Here is a 17815-nt window from a genome sequence, read left to right on the forward strand (position 1 = left end):
TGTGATGACCTATGCTGATACTGTTCTAGGGTTTGCGCAGCTGGCACAGAAGAAAGGGCAGAATCTGAGATCCGATCCCATGGCCTTTTTGGTGCTTGCCCTCAAGGCAGGTGCCTTTGTTGGAGCGGGTATCCTGTTGATCTTTTCTTTGGGGCAAGGAGTCGATGGTGCCATCCGCCCAATTGTCATGGGAGGCAGTTTTGGCATTGCGCTCACGCTTGTGGTCTTTGCCGGGGCAGAACTTTTCACCGGGCATACAATGTACATGACCCATGGGCTGTTGACCGGTATTAGCGGAATAGGGGATCTGTTGCGCTGTTGGGGGGCAAGCTGGGCTGGCAACCTGGTTGGAGCTCTGCTGCTGGCGTTGCTGTTTGTGGCTGGTGGTGGCGGATTGATCTTAGGGGCCGGAGAAGATGCCTTGCTTTACAAGGTCGCAGCCAAGAAAATGCAGGGTTCCGGACTTGAGCTCTTTGCCAAAGCAATTTTGTGCAACTGGCTCGTTTGTCTTGCTCTGTGGTGCTCAGCCCGAGCTAAAGATGACGTAACCAAATGTATCGTGATTTTTTGGTGCCTCTATGCATTCATTGCTGCGGGCTTTGAGCATAGCGTAGCCAATATGACTGTCTTCTCCGTCGCCCTGCTTTCTGACTATCCAGAAGGCATCTCCCCGGCAGGAGCTGCGCATAATCTGATTTTTGTCACTCTGGGCAATACCTTCGCCGGAGCTGGCATCATGGGATATGGATATTGGCGTGCTGCCTCGCGGCCGCGGGTTTCGGCTGGACCCACGAGTGAATTCTTGGGTGAGAAAACCCAGACGAAGGCGGGCTGATGCAGGCGCGTATCCCTGTGTCTTTCAATGCTTCCCGGAACCAATCGGCGTCCTAGCCGCGATCTCCAAGCAGCCGGTCGACATTCGGCAAACTGCTGATCACTGCCCTTGCCCCGATGTAGTCACTCACCAGTCCAGCGGTGATGAACAGGTTCAGTGGGCGCCCCTGGCTGTCGCAGATGGCATGCAGCTTGGTGTTCTTGCCACCTTTGGTTCGGCCTATCAGGCGGCCGCGCCCCCCTTATTAACGCCCATGCTGGTCGCTGTACGATGTGCCCTGAGGTAGGTCACGTCGATCATCACTGTCTTTTCTTCGCCGTTTTCGGCTGCCAAACTGACCATCATCTGGGCAAAGATACCCTTGTCACTCCAACGTTTCCAGCGGTTGTATGGCATCTTGTGCGAGCTGTATTCCCCTGGTGCATCGCGCCATCTTAAGCCATTGCGGTTTATGAAGATAATCCCACTCAAGACACGCCGATCATCAACAGGTGGTTTTCCATGGGACTTCGGAAAATAGGGCTCAAGACGCGCCATCTGCGCATCGCCCAGCCAGAAAAGATCAGACATGTTCACCGCTCGAGTTTCGAACTGTGAATCACGACGCCAGGTGGAAATCAATGCCAGGTGGAAATCAATGGGTCCCGATCCTAGAGGAATTGATTCAAATTTTCTGATTTATGCGTGGTTAAAGTATTTCATTTTAGTCTCTCTGAGATTCTGTGCAAAGCCAGTGAGAGACCAGAGCTGCCATGAGTGATAAAAAGCAAGAAGCCATTGAAAAGGCTCAGAAAGCTCTGAATGAGTCTCTGGAAGCGGCCAATGAGGCCGAAGAGGCAGCGAAAGCCGCCGAGGAAGCAAGTGCTGCCGCTGCAAAGGCCAATGAACTCTATGAGGCGGCTCAGGTCGCGGCGGACGAAGCTGAGAAGATTTCCGATGAAGCTGACGAGCTGGTCGAAGAGGCCAAAGCCGCGCTTAAAGCGGCCAAAGGCGACGATGACGATGACGATGACGATGACGATGACGATGACGATGACGATGCAGCCATAGAAGCCGCAGAAAAGCTACTGGAAGAAGCAAAAGAAGTCGCAAAAGATGCAAAAGACGCATCCAAAGTGGCTGAAGAAGCAGAAAAGGATGCCGAAAAAGCCGCTAAAGACGCAGAGAAGGACGCCGAAAAGGCGGAAAAAGACGCCGAAAAAGCAGCGGACAAAGCTGAAAAAGCCGCTGAAAAGGCTGAGAAGGAAGCCGAAAAAGCCGCTGAATATGGCTCTGATGATGATGATCAGATGGGCGGCAGCACCAGCGACGATTACATCGATGCGGGCGGCGGCAGCGACACGGTTGCTGGTCAAGAAGGCCATGACATCATTGATGCTGGCGAAGGCAACGACGTCATCTATGGCGATATGGGGGACGGCTTTGATCAGGGGGTCGATGCCAGCCCCCTCTCGCTAGAGCTCGGAAATCTTCAAAGCGTCTCGCATGATGGCGACCTCGGATCAGCCGGAAACTTTGCCGTTTTCAGCAATGTTGCCACTCTGGCAGATGGCACCCAGATCTCTGGTCGATTGGTGTTGGTGGAGAAATCCAATCCCGACATGTGGGTAGAATTTGGCTATACCGAAGGGGCTGAAGTTCTACTGGAAGGCGATAGCCCCGGTGATCGCGCCACTTTCCGGCTGGAGTTTTTCAATCCGGAGACCGGCGAGCCGGTTTTTCTGAACTCGACCGCCACCTTCAATGATATTGATGACAATAGTGGCGCCGGGGATGCGGAGGCCATCATCGTTGATGGCAACAGCTTCACCTCCTATGGCGTATCCGACGATACCTCCATCACAACCTCGACCGACGGCAATAGCGTTGTGGCCACCGGGTCAGAGATGAATGATTACACCGATCAAGATGGTTGGTTCTCTGCTCAATTCGAGGATCGTTCCTCGATTGAATTCACCCTGCAAACCCGTGACGGCTACTCTGGCTTTACGCTTTCTGGCAGCCTAATTGATGACCCGGTTACCACCCCGCTTGAGCAGGGTCATGACACGGTCATGGCCGGAGATGGTGACGACATTGTCTATGGTCAGGGCGGGGATGACTCCCTGATGGGGGACGAAGGTGACGACAGCCTGGATGGCGGCGGTGGCGACGATGTTCTGGAAGGGGGGACTGGCTCCGATACTCTGATCGGTGGAGCGGGTGGCGACACCCTGTCCGGCGGCGATGGCGATGACTACATCGAGGGCGGACTAGGCGATGACAGCCTGACCACTGGACTGGGCAATGATACGCTGATCGGTGGTGAGGGCAATGATACCCTGCGCAACTCTGAAGGCGATGACAGCCTCGTTGGTGGGGCTGGCGACGACAGCATCATTGCCAGCGGCGGCAATGACACCCTGGAAGGCAATGCGGGTTTTGACACGCTGATTGGTGGTGACGACAATGACATTCTGCGCGGCGGCGCCGATGCAGATCTGATGTATGGCGATGCCGACTCGGACACCTTTGAGATGACCGATGGATTCGGCAACGACACGCTGGAGGGCGGCGAAGCAGGCGTCGATGTCGACCTGGTGGATCTGACGGCAGTCACCAGCGGGCTGACGGTCACCTATACCGGCGACGAGGCCGGCACTATCACCGATGGCACTGACACCATAACCTTCTCTGAAATCGAACAGCTGAATCTGACCGGTCAATCTGATGTAGTGGATGCTTCCGCCGACACGCTAGGCGTATCTATCGATGCCGGGGCTGGAGATGACGCAATTACCTTTGGTGGTGGAGGCGATTCCATCACGGGTGGCCTCGGCCTTGACCAGTTTATCCTTACCGATGCTGGCGGCGCAGACACCGTTACCGATTTCGACATCGGCGATGATGATTTTGACGGCTATTTCAATGATCAGATTGACGTTTCAGACCTTCTGGGAGGGACTGGCGCAGGCGGTTCGGTACGAACAAACGATGTCGCGGTCAGCGACGATGGGTCTGGCAATGCGGTTCTGACTTTCCCAAACGGCGAACAACTTGTTCTACAGGGTGTCGCACCAGCAAGCATCTCGACCCAGGCACAACTCCATTCCGCCGGGATCCCGTGTTTCACCCCAGAGGTTCTTTTGGCAACCATGCGCGGTGCGGTCCCTGCCGGGGAAATTCAGGTTGGGGATCTCTTACAAACCGCTGACAACGGCTTTCAGCCGGTCATCTGGGTCGGGAAACGTACGCTCAGCCCAGCAGAACTAGCCCGTAAACCGCACCTCAGGCCCTATTGTGTGCGACCGGGCGGCATTCTGTCACCAGAGCGCCCAATGCTGCTGTCTCCGCAGCATCGACTACTGGTCAATCGACACAGCTTTGAGCAGGCTTCTTCCTTGGAGGAAAGCTTCCTTTCCGCCAAGTTCCTGGCAGAGGTCGATCAGAACTGCTCCCAGGTGGCTCATAAAAACCAAGAGGTCACCTATGTTCACCTCATGACAGAGCAACATGAGGTGGTCTTTGCTGAAGGCATAGCCACTGAAACATTTTGGCCAGGCCCAGATGCCATTCGCGGCTTGACTGCAGCCGATACCCGAGAGCTGTTTGAGCTCTTTCCCGAACTCGCGCCCGTATATGGGCTTGCGGGTGCCCAGGGGCGGGCAAAGACCCGTCTGGCCTATGGTGCCCTGGCCCGCCGCAGCTTAAAACGGCGAGACTTATCACAGCTTCCCCGCACTCCAGCGCTGGTTTCAGCCATGCCTGCCCTCGCCTGCACAACAACCCAGAGCCCGCGCCAGAGCGCCTAGAATTCGGCGTCGGCATCAGCCAGGGTTTTTCCAAGGCTCCGAGGTTGGCCAATGCCCATCAAGCAAATAAGAGATGCTTGACTCACGAATTGCCGTTTGCCATTTAGCCAAAGTGACTGGTTCTACGAGTGCTTCAATGCGCAGTGGAAGAAATAGGGAACACGGTGCGGCGTACCCAAAAGGGACCAAATCCGTGACTGCCCCCGCAACTGTGAGCGGTGAGTGACGCTGAACAAGCCACTGGGGTTCTCCCGGGAAGGCCAGCTGAACCAAGACCCGTGAGTCAGGAGACCTGCCGGACACAAAGAACGATAGCTCCGCTTGCGGGGTTTTTACTCTTTTCCACCGGACGCCGGGGTGAGCGTCTGGCGCGATTGCCACAAGGCTAACCCGTGCCACTACTCCCCGTTGTTCATTCCTGAATGCAGGTACGCCTGCATCGTCGAATGAGGACGATATGAAACTGAATGCTATGGCCGCTCTGCTGGCCACTTCCGCAGCAATGCTGAGCCCGGTTGCGGCTTCTGCACATTTCCTGCTGCACTACACTGAGAACTCGATGATCGAACGCCCCGGCGATGTGCCGGTCGGGCTGATTTTCTGGCACCCGATGGCCAATGGCCATGCCATGGATATGGGTAAGCCGGAAGAGTTCTACATGATTCACAATGGCGAGAAGACCGATCTGACCGACCGGCTGGCGCCTGCGACCTTCAAAGGCGCGGAAAACGAATCCGCCGCCTATACCGCATCAATCCCGGTGAAACGCTCCGGTGACTATGTGCTCGTCACTGTGCCTGCGCCTTACTATGAGGGAAGCGAGGACATCTATATCCAGCAGATCACCAAATCTGTTCTGAACCGCAACACGCTGCCCACCGATTGGGACCAGCCCGTTGGCCTGGCCACAGAGATCCTGCCGCTGAATAAGCCCTATAACGTCATCGTGGGCTCCACCTTCTCCGGTCAGGTCCTGGCCGACGGCAAGCCGGTTCCCGGCGCGGAAATCGAGATCGAATTCATGGCTTCCGAGCCCAATCTGAAGACCTTTGCCACCACCAATCCTACTGTGGGCGAAATGCCGGGCGGAGCCATTGTGGCCATCGCCGATGATAATGGCGTCTTCTCCTTTGGCATCCCCAAAGCGGGTTACTGGGGCTTTGCCGCCTTGGGCTCTGGTCCCGCGACCGAGCACGAGGGTAAAGAGCTCAGCCAGGACGCGGTGATCTGGATCGAAGCGACCGACCTGAAATAAGGCTGACCTGAAGTGAGACTGATCTGAAATGAGGCTGGCCCCATGCATATCGTAGATGGCGCATTGTCAAACCCGGTTGTGATCGGCGGCGCTGTTGCCGCTGTCGGCGGTATTGCCATGGGGCTGCGCAGCCTGCCGCTGGAGCGTATTCCGGCGGCGGGTGTTCTTTCGGCTTCATTCTTCGTGGCCTCTCTGATCCATATCCCGATCGGGCCAAGTTCGGTTCATCTAATCTTGAACGGGCTGGCAGGTCTGGTGCTGGGCTGGGCGGCCTTTCCCGCTCTTTTTGTGGGGCTTTTGCTACAGGCGGTCTTCTTTGGCTTTGGCGGTCTGACCGTGCTAGGGGTCAATGCGGTGAATATCGCCTTGCCCGCTGTGATCGTTGGACTGATGTTCCGCCCCCTAGTCAGTCGCGGTTCCCCCCTGCATGGGGCTATCTGGGGCGGCATCGGTGGTGGCCTGGCCATCGCCGCGACCACCCTGGCGGTTGCAGTTTCGCTGATGCTCTCGGGGGACGAGTTTATCCTGGCGGCGAAACTGGTGTTCTTCTCTCATATCCCTGTGATGATTATCGAAGCACTCCTCTCCGGGGCGGCCATTTTCCTGGCCCGGCGGGTAAAGCCCGAGCTGTTTATCGACACAAAAGGAAGCCTCGCATGATCCGCTCTTGCCTCGTGGCCCTTGTCCTGCTGGCGCCCCTGCCCGCCCTGGCACACAATGTGATTTCCTCTGTCTTTCCTTCTGGTTCGGATATCGAAGGAGAGGTAGGGTTCTCGAACGGAGACATGGCAACGGACCTGCTGATCGAGGTTTTTGACACGGATGGTACAAAGCTGGGCGAAACGAAAACTGATACCGACGGGTTCTTTCTGTTTACCCCATCAAAGCCGGTGACCCATGTCTTCCGTGGCGATCTGGGCGCAGGTCATGAGGCAGAGATTGTGATGGAGGCCGCCGAGGTTGCAGAAATCCTTGGTGTTGAGCCAATCGAGCAGGCCCCAGCAACAACCAGCGCTGCCGCTGCAACTGATGCTTCAGGTCTTTCTGATCAGGCGCGTGCTGAACTGGCGAAAATGCTGCGCACTGAGCTGCGCCCGCTGCGCCAGGAACTGACCGCCTTCAAAAACAAATCGAACTTCCAGTCGGTCCTGGGCGGCATCGGCTATATCCTTGGTCTCTTCGGATTGGGTTTCTACCTCGCCGCAAGACGCAAAATTGGCAACGACACATGACCTATGTCCTGACAGGCAGCGAAAAGCCACTAACAGGATTTGGTGCATTTCAGGCCAAGATCTCTGGGTTCGATCCACGGATGCGCATCGTTATGACCGGCATCTATGCAGTGGTAATCGTCTCACTCAACAATCTACTGGTTCTGAGCGCAGCACTCTGCCTGTCTCTGTCGTTACTGGCTTTCTCAGGCCTGCCGCCCCGCAAAACACTGAAACGCATGGCGATGATGGACAGCTTCATCATCTTTATGCTGCTGATGCTGCCCTTTACCATTCCCGGTGAACCCATGTTCACTGTCTTAGGGCTCGAGGCTAGCTGGGAGGGACTGCGGCGCGCCATCGAGATTGCCCTGACCGCCAATGCCGTCATCCTGGCCGTCATGACCCTGGTCGGCACTATGGAGCCGGTGACCATGGGGCATGCGCTCTTTGCCTTGAAAACCCCAGAGCGACTGGTGCATCTGATGATGTTCACCATCCGCTATATCGACGTGCTGCGCGAAGAGTATCAGCGACTGCGCACCTCGATGAAGCTGCGCGGCTTTCGCCCCGGCACCAATTGGCACACCTATCGCAGCTTTGGCTATCTGGTGGGCATGATGCTTGTGCGCGCAATCGAGCGCTCAGAACGTATACTTGCCGCGATGAAATGCCGGGGCTTTTCCGGGCGCATCATGTTGCTGGAGGACTTCCGCTTTCGCCGCGCTGACCTATTGTTCGTCCTGGCGCTTTCCTCAGCACTTGCTGCCCTGATCTGGGCAGAGGTCACCTATGTCGCTGCTTGAGCTGAACGATATTACCTTTGCCTACCCGGGGCTTGAAACGGTGCTGGAAGGCGTCTCTATGCGACTGGAGGCAGGAGAGAGGCTGTCGATTGTCGGTCCCAATGGTGCTGGCAAATCAACCCTCCTGAAGATCATCATGGGGCTGCTCACCCCCACCAGCGGGAGCATTTCCGCATTTGGCAAACCCTGCCGTGTTGAGGCCGATTTTCACGAAATGCGCCGCCGAGTGGGCTTTGTGTTTCAAGATGCCGATGACCAGTTGTTCTGCCCCACGGTCGCTGAAGATGTTGCCTTTGGCCCTTTGAACCTGGGTAAGACCAAAGAGGACGCACTCGCCATTGTTGACGAGGTACTGCAACGCCTTGGCCTTTTGCATTTGCGGGATCGGGTCACGCATAAACTTTCTGGTGGTGAAAAGAGACTGGTGACGCTTGCCACGGTACTGGCAATGGAGCCGGAAGTGCTGATCCTGGATGAGCCTACAAATGCGCTGGACCCCGACAACTATGCACGGCTGGTAGATATCCTATCCTGCCTGGATCAAGCGATCCTGCTGGTCAGCCATGATCCCGAGTTTCGGGAGCAGATCGCGCCAGAGTGCTATGTATTGGCGGAACGATCTCTCACCAGGTCCTAGAACATTCCCCTTGCGCCCTCTCTGAGAGGCCGCAGGAATTCTGGCGCTAAGAGCAAAGAACTATAGGGGTAGCACTGACTTGCCACCCCTAGCTTCTTCTTGTTTTGTCCTGTGCACGAGTTCACCCACCCAATTTGGCATGGACTTCGTCTAGGTCGATTTCCCCAATCGGCATCTTGTTGCCGGGGTTTTCGAAATCATATTTGAACAACTCAAAATCACGTTTGTAGATCTCATAGATCAGATGCATCGACAAATCGTCAAAGTAATCCTCAACCGGGTGAGCCCGCTTGGGTCCATGACCTTCACTCTCGTTAAACCGCGGGATCTGGGTCAGATCCACCGCATGCGGTGTCTCAATCGCATCGAACACCTCCTGCATGCCATCGTTGAAAGTTTCGGTCCAAAAGATCTTGTTGTAGCGTCCCCCATTCCAGATGAAGGTCGAAACATGGCCAGACATGGCCGACCAGTGGATGTCCGGATCCATCGGGCGGCGGAAGCGAATGGTATCGCGTACGAATAGCAGAAAACGGCGGAAGGATTTGATCTGGTCAAACTCTTGCTTGCCGTCCTCGCCGCCAACCTCGATCCCATAGTCATAGACCAATTTGGGGACCAGATTGCCACGATAGCGGCGGCCATTGCGCTGAATACCACAGATCTTGTCAAAGAAAGAGCTGAGCACGCGCGTATAGGGGTTTCGTACGCAGGTGAAAGCATAGGTCCGCTGCCCCTGCACATTGCGCGTAATAGGCCCCTGGCTGTGGTCCAGCGCCCATTTGTGCAACCCCTGTTTGGCATCATGGATATCACCCTCGAAAAAGGTGCCATGATCAGAGTAGTAAAGGATCTGGCCAATGGTCGAGCAAGCGCATTTGGGCACGACCCGATAAATGACGCTTTCGCTTTCGGTCATCCAAGTGCCCGGAAATCCCATATCTTCTCCCTCCGCTCCTGCGTCCTGCGCAACAAGCCACATCAGAGCACAAAATACAAATAATCTGGTTTATTCAACGCGCTCCCCCCTTTATCAAGTAAACAATCAAACCAAAACAGGGTGCTCCGTCTCCGATATGGCAAAAATCGCGTATATCTTGCTCTGCCACAAGGATCCGGAGGCGATCATCCAGCAGGCTGAGCAGCTGACCGCTGCGGGCGACTATATGTCGATCCACTTTGACGGTCGTGCGGATCAGGCCGATTTCGATATGATCCACGACACCCTGCGCAGCAATCCAAATGTCTGCTTTGCGAAAAAACGCATCAAATGTGGTTGGGGCGAATGGTCCCTGGTGCAGGCCACCTTGCAGACTTTGAATACCGCCGCAGAGGAGTTTCCACGGGCGACCCATTTTTACATGCTTTCAGGCGATTGCATGGCGATCAAGACTGCCGAATATGCGCATCAGTTTCTGGACGATCACGACAAGGATTTCATCGAAAGTTTCGACTTCTTCGAAAGTGACTGGATCAAAACCGGCATGAAGGAAGAACGGCTGATCTATCGCCATTTCTTCAATGAGCGCAAACACAAGGCGCTCTTTTATGCCAGTTTCAACCTGCAGAAAAAACTGGGCCTCACGCGCAAAATCCCTGCGGATTTGCAGGTACAGATTGGCAGCCAGTGGTGGTGCCTCCGGCGCCAAACCATTGAGGCAATTCTCGAGTTCACCAAGCAGCGTTCTGATGTAATGCGATTTTTCAAAGGGTCCTGGATCCCGGATGAAACCTTCTTTCAAACCCTTGTCCGACATTTGGTTCCTGGACCGGAGATTGACAGCCGCACCCTTACCTTCTTGATGTTCACCGACTATGGCATGCCGGTGAATTTCTACAACGACCACTATGATTTGCTTTTGGGGCAGGATTTCCTCTTTGCCCGCAAGATTAGTCCTGACGCTAAAGAACTAAAGCTACGCTTGGGTAAGCTCTACGCGGCAACCGGCGTAAGGTTCCAGATCTCAAGCGAAGGCCGCAGTCTGTACCGTTTCCTTGTGCAGCGGGGTCGAATTGGCCGCCGCTTTGCCCCCCGTTTTTGGGAAACCGAAAGCACATTGGGGCGGGAACGGGAACTGATGATCCTGGTCTGCAAAAAATGGCATGTTGCCAAAAGGCTGATTACACAGCTGCGCAAGAGCACCAATATTCCAGCGATCGAGTATCTCTTCCATGAAGAAGGCACCTCACTGCCGGATCTGGGCGGTATTCAGGCGACCCTGGAAAAACGTACTCGGCACCGCCGGGCCTTGATGCGTATGCTGTTTGAGTACTTTGAAACCGACCGGCTGGTCATCTGCCTCGATCCTTCCGCCTTGGACCTGTTGAATGACTTCAACTCTGATCGATCAACCATCAGAACCATGCAGGTAGAGTGCAGCTTTACCGATGAGTATCTGACAGGCCATGCCCATCGCGTTGGCCTGGCGGGCAACCACACCCCGCAGCAAACGATGGATCGCCTACTGCCGACAATCCGCAATGACATACTGCATGAAGCGGACCGCATCAGAGATGCGGGTTACAGCAATTATTGCGCGATCAAGGAAGTGAACACCCCGGAAGAGAATGCAGAAAGCGTAATGCGGTTCTTCAGCCTTCCGAAAGACAAAGCCCTGGAAGTGGCAAATACGCCTTTTCTTTTCGCTGATTGACCTAGCGGATTACTGGGCGGATTACTGGTTTTTCTTGCCACCGAACCAACGACGTAGGCGTGATCCGCTGTCCGAAATAGCGTCACCCGCTGCATAAAGGCCATCTTCGACGTCTTCAATCACGGGATCAATCCGATTGCGCCGGAACCGACGCCAACGCACATAGATAGCCCAAAACACAGCCGCCAGAAGGATCAGGATCAGCGGGCTCAGCCAGTTGAGCGGTTTATCCTCGGGCCCAGCAACCGGGGTAATGCTGATCGCATTGGGGAAAATCGACAGATACTGGTTCCGCCAGCCATAGTGCAGTATCGCCACCCATTCCGGATCATCCTTCGTGGAAATCGCGTTATTGGCTTCAGCATGCAGGTTCGCGGTGTCGAACTTGAAATAAGGCGGCCAGTTCCAACCTGTATCCTCATTGCGGAAAACGATTGCGTCATCGCCGCCACTGAAGGATTCGATGAATTGGACATCGCGATTGGCGAGAACCTCTGCCTGGCTATCCGGAGTGGACCAAAAGATATTGGTCCAACCTCCAAGTTCCATGCGTTTTTCAAAGGTGCCGACAATGCGCACCACGTCGTACTGAGGCAGCGTATAGTGCAAAAACCCTGCAAAGACGGTCCAGACCGTGATCAGAAAAAACCACTTGATATAGCCCATTGTAATCCGCCTCTCGCCAATACGCTTGCTTTACAGAAGCACAAACTGGCTGACATGGGCTTCAGCTTGCACTCCTTCGCTGGATGCAACTCCGCTGCGTCCGGGTCAACCCCTGCCTTTGACGCAGGCCACTTTCCACCGCAAAGCCATCCAGCTTCTCCAGCACATAGGGTGTTTGCAGCGGAATACAATCTTGCTTTTGCAGACCAACGGCAAAGCACGCCACCAGAGGCGTAACAGCGCCTTTAACCACAGTTCGGAAAAGAGGACCCAAAGAACCGCCTCGGGGCCCCTGTCTCCGTATTACGAGGTGCAAGCAGCCTAGTTCGTGTGCAGCTTTCGCAGAACCAGGAATGTCATCATGCCAAAGGGAGGCAATGATTGCTGCAATTCGAGCTTCAAGCGCTCCTCCTGCAGCACCGTTTCGATGGCGAAATCGGAGTGCCAGCCAAGCACGTCGGCAAAGGGAGCGGTGAATTTTTCGATCGAAGCAAGGACCCCTTGGGTGCTTTTGAAGTGGTTCGAGATCACAACACGACCACCGGGTTTTAGGACCCGCTCGATTTCGGACATGACCCTTTTAGGCTCTGGCACAACAGAGAGCACATGCATGGCGGCAACCATGTCAAAACTGTTGTCGGCAAAATCCAGGCTGCGGGCATCCATCTGCCGCAATTCCTTGATATTGGTGAGCTCGCGCTCCTCGATGCGAAGCCGGGCCTTTGCCAACATCTCTTCGCTAAAGTCGATGCCCGTCACCTGGACATTCGAAGCATAGTGCGGAAGAGCCAGTCCGGTCCCGACCCCAACTTCCAATACTGATCCGCCATGATTGTTGATGTATTCAGCAGTTCTTCGGCGGCCTGCGCGGGTTACCGCGCCAAAAGTCTTGTCATAAACTGGTGCCCACCGGGCATAGGATGCTTCAACAGCCTTGATATCCAAATCTTCCCCCCTGTTGTCGGATCTAGCCCGACGGTCGTTTTATCAATCCCCAGATCACCAGACCCAGGTAACTCACACAGAGGACAACCAGGGTTGTCCACGCGTAGGTCAAAACAGCAGCCCCAGCAAAAGCACAGGCAACCAAGAAATACTTCACGTTTTCACGCGAAATCCGCACGGCCTTAGGTGACCATGTGGGTAAGTGGCTTATCATAAGCAAGCCTATGACGATCATGTGAATGCAGATCAGGATACGAGGCAGGCCCGTTTCCACGTCAAAAGCAAATGAGAAAAACATCGGCAGCATGGCCAGCAAAGCCCCTGCTGGTGAAGGAACTCCAACAAAGTAACCATCTGGAACTTCTGGATTTTCATCTTCCGATTTGGTCGCGACATTGAACCTCGCCAAGCGCACCACACAGCAGACCGAATAGACAAGGACAGAGATCCATCCGGCGCTGCTCATATCTTGCAGTGCCCAGAAATAGATCACCAATGGCGCCGCAACACCGAAGTTCAGGAAGTCGGCCAGCGAGTCCAGCTCGGCTCCCATTTTGCTGTCACTTCCCAGGGCGCGGGCCAAACGACCATCCAGCCCATCGAGGATAGCAGCCAAAAGTATCAGTTGCACAGCCAGCACGTAATGCCCCTGCACCCCAAAACGGATCGCTGAAAGTCCGGCGCAAATCGCGCCTACAGTCATCAAATTGGGCAAAAGCTGAATGAGTGCAAACTCTGTTTTTTTCTTTTCTGCGGGTTCGCCCATGGCTGCAGCTGACTTCTCTCTGGTGAGTGCAAAAAACCAATTTCGCACTCTGAATCATAACAGTGCCTCGCAGCACCAAGAGCCGCATTTTTGCAGCGGCTTGGCTGATACTTCTAAGTTGTTTCAAGATGAACGCAAGGGGAGGCAGGGCACAAAAACAGCCGGGAAGGCGCCGAGTATGGCGCAAATGCAGTCATATGCGACAAAAAACGTCGCCCACAATCCCAAAGCATACCCCAAGAGAGCAAAATCCTCACCCCTTTCGGTTGAACCTGTTCGGACATTGGGCAAAGAAAGAGGGGAACAGGCAAGCGTGTCGCCTGTTCTGATTTTCAAACTACCTAGTTTTAGCCAACGACGTTGAACTCGGGGCCATAGGGATACTTGGTGATGTTTTCGTTGCCATCCTCGTGAATAATCAGGATGTCATGCTCACGATATCCGCCCGCACCGGGCTGACCGTCAGCGATGGTCAACATTGGCTCCATCGAAATGACCATGCCGGGCTCCAGAACTGTGTCGATGTCTTCGCGCAGCTCAAGGCCAGCTTCACGACCATAGTAATGCGACAGCACCCCAAAGGAGTGACCATAGCCAAAGGTCCGATACTGCAGCAGATCCTGCTCTTCAAAGAAGGCGTTGATCTGGTGAGTGATTTCCGCACAGCTCGCGCCGGGCTTCAGCAGCGAGATGCCCAGCTCATGCGCTGCCACGTTGGCTTCCCAGATGCGCAGGGAGTCTGCGTCCACCTCTTTGACGAACATAGTCCGCTCCAAGGCGGTGTAATAGCCAGAGATCATCGGGAAAGTGTTCAGGGACAGGATGTCGCCGCGCTGCAGGGTGCGGGAGGTAACCGGGTTGTGGGCACCATCGGTGTTGATACCGGATTGGAACCAAACCCAGGTGTCGCGATATTCCGCATCCGGAAAGCGCTTTGCGATTTCCAGCTCCATCGCGTCACGCCCAGCCATTGCCACATCGATCTCACGCGCGCCTTCTTTCACCGCATCCCGGATAGCAAAGCCACCGACGTCCGCGACCGCAGCACCGGCACGGATCATGTCCAGCTCAGCTGCGGATTTGCCCATGCGCTGAACCATGGTGGGCTGATACAGATCCACCAGCTTGGAGGGGCTGAGGAAGCTCTCCAGTTTGGCCTTCTGCAGCAGGGTCAGGTGGTCGCTTTCGTAGCCAACCACAACGCCTTCGCCGGAAACCGATTTGATCGCACGCCAGAAGTTGTCACGCTGCCAGTCGGTATAGGTGATGTTATCGCAGAAGGACCGGCGCCAGGGCTGGCCCGCGTCAATTCCTGCCGAGATTGTCGCCGCTTCGGTTGCGGTCACCACCATGCCATAGGGACGGCCAAAGGCGCAGTAGGTGAAACCCGAATAGTAAGAGATATTGTGCATCGAGGTGAAGACAGCGGCGCTCACCCCGTTTTCGGCCATGATCTTGCGCAGACCTGCGATGCGAGCCTCATACTCGGAGACAGCAAATTGCAGTGGCGCTTTTTCACCATTGTGAAAACGATACATTTCAGGACGTGAAGTCATACTAGACCCTTCCTTCTTACAAGAAAGGTCCCGGCGTTCAGGACTGTTTTGGATTTTTAGAGGGCGGCATGCCTTGCATGCGGCGACGCCATCGCCTGGCCCTTGGCCGGAACATGGGGTCAATTCCGGATTCTGGCAAGAAAAATATTCCCCGAAATTTCCCCTATCTCTGCCCCAACTCCAGAAAGGGACAGAGATGCTCGACGCAACGCAGGGTAAATCTCAGTTCACAATCAAAGCGATCAAGTCACTTTCCGGATCGGCCAGCGGATCAATCACATTGAAATGATGCTTGCCCAGCGCGATCACATGATCTGCCTCCCAGGCCTCTGTCAGCCAGACCGCCTGATCCAAGAAGGCTGGGCGCTCCTCCCCGCCGACCCAGACGGTGACCTCAGCCTCATAACGGTCCTGCATATCGACCGGGCTTTCCGCAATTGCGGCCGCAGAATCCATCTTGAACTTCTGGTTCATCGAGGTGCGCAAGAGCGGGCGCAGATCGGACAGTGGTGAAATCGGGATCACCGTCTTTATCCTCTCCCCGACCTCCGGCGCCAGCAGCGCTTTGTCCAGCATACGCGCAACCAGATGACCGCCAGCGGAATGGCCTGCCAGCGCTATCGGGCCAGAGACCTCTTCGGCGATACGCGCCACTGCTGCGGTGATTTGGCGGGTAATATCCGCAATCCGGACATCAGGGCAAAGATCATAAGACGGCATCGCCACCGCCCACCCCTGAGAAACCGCACCCCGCGCCAAATGCGACCAGGAGTTTTTGTCGAAGGCCATCCAATAGCCGCCGTGTACAAAGACAAAGACTCCTTTCGGACTGCCTTCCGGCAGAAAGAGGTCAAATCGGTGCCGGGGGCCTTCACCATAGGGGATATCCAGCCGCGCCCTATCACGCAGGCTATTGCGGAAATCCTGGGCCGATGCCGCCCAGCGCGGCGGGTAGTCTTCCGCGGCCGCTATATAGGCTCCGTTTGCATAGGCATCGTCCAATTCCATGAGTGTACTCCCTTATTTTCGCAACAGGTGACTATCTCACCCCAGCATTGTCAAATGTTCTTATTTCAAACTTTAAAATTTAACTTGTTATCTTTTATTTTGATCAAATTCTGGACTCATGAGAATTTCTGGACATATAGAGAAGCACCTGATTTGCATTCCGCGACAGATACCCGGGAGGCCCGCCATGCTTGATACCACAACTGACTTGAAATCCCTGCTCAAAGACCCCAGCCTGCTGGAGACCCGCGCCTATATCGGCGGTGCCTTCACCGATGGTGAGGGGACTTTTGAGGTGACCAACCCCGCCCGCGGCGATGTGATCGCCCAGGTCGCGGATGTCAGCCGCGCCCAGGTGGCCGGTGCCATTGCCCAGGCAGAGGCCGCACAAAAGGACTGGGCCGCATGGACCGGCAAGGAACGCGCCGCCGTGCTGCGCAAATGGTTCGACCTGATGATGGCGAACCAGGAAGACCTGGCAGTGATCCTGACCGCCGAAATGGGCAAGCCCCTGGCTGAAGCCCGCGGCGAGATCGCCTATGGCGCCTCCTTCATCGAGTTCTTTGCCGAGGAAGCCAAGCGCATCTATGGTGAGACCATTCCCGGCCATCAGCGCGACAAACGCATCACCGTGCTGAAACAGCCCATCGGCGTGGCTGCATCGATCACGCCCTGGAACTTCCCCAATGCGATGATCACCCGCAAGGCAGGCCCGGCGCTGGCCGCTGGCTGCGCCTTTGTCGCCCGCCCAGCAGAGCTGACACCACTCTCAGCCACTGCTCTGGCGGTTCTGGCGGATCGTGCGGGTATTCCCGCAGGTGTCTTCAGCGTGGTGCCTTCGGCCAATGCTGCTGAGACCGGCAAGGAATTCTGCGAAAACAATGCGGTGCGCAAGCTGACCTTCACCGGCTCCACCGAAGTGGGCCGCATCCTGATGCGCCAAGCCGCCGACACCGTGATGAAATGCTCGATGGAGCTCGGTGGCAACGCGCCTTTCATCGTCTTTGACGACGCCGATCTCGACGCCGCCGTCGAAGGCGCCATCATGTGCAAGTTCCGCAACAACGGCCAGACCTGCGTTTGCGCCAACCGGATCTATGTCCAGGCCGGGGTCTATGATGCCTTCGCCGCCAAACTGAAAGACGCCATCGCCGCCATGAAAGTGGGCGACGGCCTGGAAGATGGCATTCACTTTGGCCCCCTGATCAACGCTAAGGCCGTCACCAAGGTGCAGGAACACATTGCCGATGCGACCTCCAAAGGCGCAGAGGTGATCCTGGGCGGAAATCCTTCGGAACTCGGCGGCACCTTCTTTGAACCCACCATCGTTACCGGCGCCACCCAGGACATGGCCTTTGCCACCGATGAGACCTTTGGCCCCTTGGCGCCGCTGTTCAAATTCGAGGACGAGGATGAAGTCATCGCTCTGGCCAATGACACCATCTTTGGTCTGGCGTCCTATTTCTACGCCAAGGATCTCTCCCGCGTTTACAAGGTCGCAGAGGCGCTGGAATACGGCATCGTTGGCGTCAACACCGGCATCATTTCCACCGAAGTTGCCCCCTTTGGCGGGGTAAAGCAATCCGGCCTGGGCCGTGAAGGCAGCCACCACGGCATCGAAGATTATCTGGAAATGAAATACATCTGCATGTCGGTCTGATCCTGCGGCCCTACCCCGGACTAAG

16 protein-coding genes, 1 pseudogene and 1 riboswitch are annotated in these 17815 nt (G+C 55.6%); of the genes and pseudogenes, 10 read left to right on the forward strand and 7 right to left on the reverse strand.

Annotation, left to right across the window (positions count from 1 at the left end; genetic code table 11):
• Positions 1-4: 4 nt before the first annotated feature.
• Positions 5-835 carry a formate/nitrite transporter family protein gene (locus RSK20926_RS06420; RefSeq protein ID WP_008205216.1) on the forward strand — a complete coding sequence of 277 codons (831 nt, stop codon included), beginning with the start codon at positions 5-7 and terminating at the stop codon, positions 833-835.
• A gap of 55 nt (positions 836-890) precedes the next feature.
• On the opposite strand, the pseudogene RSK20926_RS06425 reads toward RSK20926_RS06420, so the two are convergent.
• A pseudogene (locus tag RSK20926_RS06425) lies at positions 891-1405 on the reverse strand (IS5 family transposase); the annotation flags it as partial.
• A 182-nt stretch (positions 1406-1587) separates the two neighbouring features.
• On the opposite strand from RSK20926_RS06425, the gene RSK20926_RS23325 reads away from it, so the two are divergent.
• The 6 genes from RSK20926_RS23325 to RSK20926_RS06455 all read left to right on the forward strand — a co-directional run bounded on the left by RSK20926_RS23325 (position 1588) and on the right by RSK20926_RS06455 (position 8535).
• Positions 1588-4626, forward strand: coding sequence for a Hint domain-containing protein (locus RSK20926_RS23325; RefSeq protein WP_008205220.1), 3039 nt, complete (start codon positions 1588-1590; stop codon positions 4624-4626).
• A gap of 100 nt (positions 4627-4726) precedes the next feature.
• Positions 4727-4940, forward strand: a riboswitch (cobalamin riboswitch).
• A 143-nt stretch (positions 4941-5083) separates the two neighbouring features.
• A complete protein-coding gene (locus RSK20926_RS06435) occupies positions 5084-5881 on the forward strand; it encodes a DUF4198 domain-containing protein (protein ID WP_008205225.1) in 798 nt (265 codons plus the stop codon).
• A gap of 42 nt (positions 5882-5923) precedes the next feature.
• Entirely contained in the window at positions 5924-6541 is a 618-nt protein-coding gene (cbiM, locus tag RSK20926_RS06440) for a cobalt transporter CbiM (protein WP_008205226.1), read from the forward strand.
• Positions 6538-7113 (forward strand): phage holin family protein, encoded by a 576-nt coding sequence (locus tag RSK20926_RS06445; RefSeq protein ID WP_008205228.1) that lies wholly within the window; start codon positions 6538-6540, stop codon positions 7111-7113. Before cbiM ends, RSK20926_RS06445 begins: the two co-directional genes overlap by 4 nt.
• The gene (gene cbiQ, locus RSK20926_RS06450; RefSeq protein WP_008205230.1) at positions 7110-7898 is read left to right on the forward strand and encodes a cobalt ECF transporter T component CbiQ; all 789 of its coding nucleotides are present in this window, start codon (positions 7110-7112) and stop codon (positions 7896-7898) included. Before RSK20926_RS06445 ends, cbiQ begins: the two co-directional genes overlap by 4 nt.
• Positions 7885-8535, forward strand: a complete 651-nt coding sequence (locus RSK20926_RS06455; protein ID WP_008205232.1) for an energy-coupling factor ABC transporter ATP-binding protein — start codon at positions 7885-7887, stop codon at positions 8533-8535. Before cbiQ ends, RSK20926_RS06455 begins: the two co-directional genes overlap by 14 nt.
• A gap of 121 nt (positions 8536-8656) precedes the next feature.
• Here the strand turns inward: RSK20926_RS06455 and RSK20926_RS06460 are convergent, their stop codons facing one another.
• Positions 8657-9475 (reverse strand): sulfotransferase family protein, encoded by an 819-nt coding sequence (locus RSK20926_RS06460; RefSeq protein WP_037254201.1) that lies wholly within the window; start codon positions 9473-9475, stop codon positions 8657-8659.
• Between the two features lie 136 nt (positions 9476-9611).
• Here RSK20926_RS06460 and RSK20926_RS06465 point away from each other — a divergent pair, with 136 nt between their 5' ends.
• Positions 9612-11189, forward strand: coding sequence for a DUF5928 domain-containing protein (locus RSK20926_RS06465; protein WP_008205236.1), 1578 nt, complete (start codon positions 9612-9614; stop codon positions 11187-11189).
• 21 nt (positions 11190-11210) lie between these two features.
• Here the strand turns inward: RSK20926_RS06465 and RSK20926_RS06470 are convergent, their stop codons facing one another.
• From RSK20926_RS06470 to pssA, 3 genes are all read right to left on the reverse strand, one after another.
• Entirely contained in the window at positions 11211-11855 is a 645-nt protein-coding gene (locus RSK20926_RS06470; protein WP_008205238.1) for a DUF1523 family protein, read from the reverse strand.
• Between the two features lie 321 nt (positions 11856-12176).
• Positions 12177-12800, reverse strand: a complete 624-nt coding sequence (locus RSK20926_RS06475; protein WP_008205241.1) for a class I SAM-dependent methyltransferase — start codon at positions 12798-12800, stop codon at positions 12177-12179.
• Positions 12801-12822: 22 nt separating this feature from the next.
• Positions 12823-13566 carry a CDP-diacylglycerol--serine O-phosphatidyltransferase gene (gene pssA, locus RSK20926_RS06480; protein ID WP_008205243.1) on the reverse strand — a complete coding sequence of 248 codons (744 nt, stop codon included), beginning with the start codon at positions 13564-13566 and terminating at the stop codon, positions 12823-12825.
• Between pssA and RSK20926_RS23010 the strand changes: the two genes are divergently transcribed.
• Entirely contained in the window at positions 13523-13930 is a 408-nt protein-coding gene (locus RSK20926_RS23010; protein WP_198136567.1) for a hypothetical protein, read from the forward strand. The genes pssA and RSK20926_RS23010 overlap by 44 nt on opposite strands.
• Here the strand turns inward: RSK20926_RS23010 and RSK20926_RS06490 are convergent.
• Together RSK20926_RS06490 and RSK20926_RS06495 are read right to left on the reverse strand one after the other, a co-directional pair.
• On the reverse strand, positions 13914-15122 hold the full coding sequence (locus RSK20926_RS06490) for an aminopeptidase P family protein (protein WP_037254087.1): 1209 nt from the start codon (positions 15120-15122) through the stop codon (positions 13914-13916). The two genes, RSK20926_RS23010 and RSK20926_RS06490, sit on opposite strands and share 17 nt — an antisense overlap.
• Before the next feature lie 222 nt (positions 15123-15344).
• Entirely contained in the window at positions 15345-16130 is a 786-nt protein-coding gene (locus RSK20926_RS06495) for an alpha/beta hydrolase (protein WP_008205246.1), read from the reverse strand.
• A gap of 187 nt (positions 16131-16317) precedes the next feature.
• On the opposite strand from RSK20926_RS06495, the gene RSK20926_RS06500 reads away from it, so the two are divergent.
• On the forward strand, positions 16318-17790 hold the full coding sequence (locus RSK20926_RS06500; protein ID WP_008205247.1) for an NAD-dependent succinate-semialdehyde dehydrogenase: 1473 nt from the start codon (positions 16318-16320) through the stop codon (positions 17788-17790).
• Positions 17791-17815 lie beyond the last annotated feature (25 nt).

Source organism: Roseobacter sp. SK209-2-6 (genome assembly GCF_000169455.1).
GTDB lineage: Bacteria > Pseudomonadota > Alphaproteobacteria > Rhodobacterales > Rhodobacteraceae > Pseudophaeobacter.

Bases quoted from the DNA above. Each gene is read 5' to 3' on its own strand.
- RSK20926_RS06465 (WP_008205236.1), top strand. From the start codon at position 9,612: ATGGCAAAAATCGCGTATATCTTGCTCTGCCACAAGGATCCGGAGGCG.
- RSK20926_RS23325 (WP_008205220.1), top strand. From the start codon at position 1,588: ATGAGTGATAAAAAGCAAGAAGCCATTGAAAAGGCTCAGAAAGCTCTG.
- RSK20926_RS06470 (WP_008205238.1), bottom strand. From the start codon at position 11,855: ATGGGCTATATCAAGTGGTTTTTTCTGATCACGGTCTGGACCGTCTTT.
- RSK20926_RS06420 (WP_008205216.1), top strand. From the start codon at position 5: ATGACCTATGCTGATACTGTTCTAGGGTTTGCGCAGCTGGCACAGAAG.
- RSK20926_RS06490 (WP_037254087.1), bottom strand. From the start codon at position 15,122: ATGACTTCACGTCCTGAAATGTATCGTTTTCACAATGGTGAAAAAGCG.
- RSK20926_RS23010 (WP_198136567.1), top strand. From the start codon at position 13,523: ATGAGTGCAAACTCTGTTTTTTTCTTTTCTGCGGGTTCGCCCATGGCT.
- RSK20926_RS06445 (WP_008205228.1), top strand. From the start codon at position 6,538: ATGATCCGCTCTTGCCTCGTGGCCCTTGTCCTGCTGGCGCCCCTGCCC.
- cbiM (WP_008205226.1), top strand. From the start codon at position 5,924: ATGCATATCGTAGATGGCGCATTGTCAAACCCGGTTGTGATCGGCGGC.
- RSK20926_RS06460 (WP_037254201.1), bottom strand. From the start codon at position 9,475: ATGGGATTTCCGGGCACTTGGATGACCGAAAGCGAAAGCGTCATTTAT.
- RSK20926_RS06500 (WP_008205247.1), top strand. From the start codon at position 16,318: ATGCTTGATACCACAACTGACTTGAAATCCCTGCTCAAAGACCCCAGC.
- RSK20926_RS06435 (WP_008205225.1), top strand. From the start codon at position 5,084: ATGAAACTGAATGCTATGGCCGCTCTGCTGGCCACTTCCGCAGCAATG.
- cbiQ (WP_008205230.1), top strand. From the start codon at position 7,110: ATGACCTATGTCCTGACAGGCAGCGAAAAGCCACTAACAGGATTTGGT.
- RSK20926_RS06455 (WP_008205232.1), top strand. From the start codon at position 7,885: ATGTCGCTGCTTGAGCTGAACGATATTACCTTTGCCTACCCGGGGCTT.
- pssA (WP_008205243.1), bottom strand. From the start codon at position 13,566: ATGGGCGAACCCGCAGAAAAGAAAAAAACAGAGTTTGCACTCATTCAG.
- RSK20926_RS06495 (WP_008205246.1), bottom strand. From the start codon at position 16,130: ATGGAATTGGACGATGCCTATGCAAACGGAGCCTATATAGCGGCCGCG.